Origin of the sequence: Bartonella sp. MU70NMGDW, assembly GCF_042194085.1 — a bacterium.
Classification (GTDB): Bacteria; Pseudomonadota; Alphaproteobacteria; order Rhizobiales; family Rhizobiaceae; genus Bartonella; species Bartonella grahamii.
The window spans coordinates 1-1,150 of the sequence record NZ_JBHIMK010000362.1 but is presented as its reverse complement, the minus strand read 5'-3'; the positions used below and the strand labels follow the sequence as shown (position 1 = coordinate 1,150).

At 39.1% G+C, this 1,150-nt stretch carries 1 protein-coding gene and 1 pseudogene; both read right to left on the bottom strand.

Translation table 11 applies throughout. The annotated features are described in order from the left end of the window. Positions 1-631: pseudogene (locus ACFIKE_RS10990) on the bottom strand (antA/AntB antirepressor family protein); the annotation flags it as partial. A 273-nt stretch (positions 632-904) separates the two neighbouring features. Then, on the bottom strand, positions 905-1,150 hold a 246-nt coding region (locus ACFIKE_RS10985; protein ID WP_375649953.1), incomplete at its 5' end, for a hypothetical protein.

Genomic DNA, 1,150 nt, shown 5'->3' with positions numbered 1-1,150 from the left:
CTTTCTTGATCTTATCCTGATAAGTTAACAGAGGCGCCCCTGGAGCCCGTCGATACACCCAATCATGTTTACGCAAGTAATCCGTTAAATCCTTTGGTCGTACTTCAAGCATTTTTGCTGCTTCAATAAGACCGAACAAACCATCAGAGCGTTTTAAGCCTTCCAAAGCTTCTGCTTTTGGTGCTAATTCTGCAATCACATGATCTTTCTGCTCGATTTGGCTTTGTAAGTGATTCAAAACACCAAGCAATGCTTCCGGTTTGGAGTAGTCAACTTGTGATGCAGCTATCTGTGGGGTAGCTGCTTGTTTTGCAAGCTTTTCGCATTCAATGAAGTATAAACGCGCTTCTCTACCTTTCTTATTATTCTCAAGCATAGAAAGTTCTTTAGCTACGCTTAGAATGAGATGATAGTCTTTACGATTGTGACCGCCTCTGCCTTTGCTCGCCAAATTTGGCGATCAAACAAAGTTTTGATTTTCTAATAAATTATATTTTTTGATACGGTCAGTAATCCAATTGGAAAAATCTTTACCTATTTCCAAAAACGCATGTAATTCACGTGCGTTGACTGTTTGAACGATATCACCATTAATCGTAGTTTGATGTATATCAATTAAATACTGTGCCATAACTTGGCTTCTATGTGCTTAAAGGTTTCTTAATGACACTCAATTAAAGAGTGCCGGGTGCTAAGAAACACGGCACATAGCCCGTCGTTACGCCTTTCCCAAAAGGGTATGGTATAGCATAACCACACCCGACAATATCATTATATGCTTGTAGCATACAACGAGTTAAAGTTTTTAATTGGCGGTGAAAAGATTGTTTCAGCAATCTATCCGCTATGTGTTTAAGGTGTTTCTTAGGCAACTGATTCGATTATTCATATTGCTGTAATAATGTCAAGCTACTTCTGATAATTTTTTGATCTCTTTATTGATCTCGTCTATAAGAGGTTCGTAATTGAGAACGCTTTTCGGAACATTACCACCGTAAACCCATGCTTTTACTTGCGCTTTGGTACTAAAATCCGCATTTTCTGGTGTGGTATAATACTGGCCTCCATCAAATTTTTCACACTCTCTTGTACCGTCTTCATATTCGTAGAGGTTGTAAAAATACTCCTCTGCTCCGTCCCCCCAAGGAAC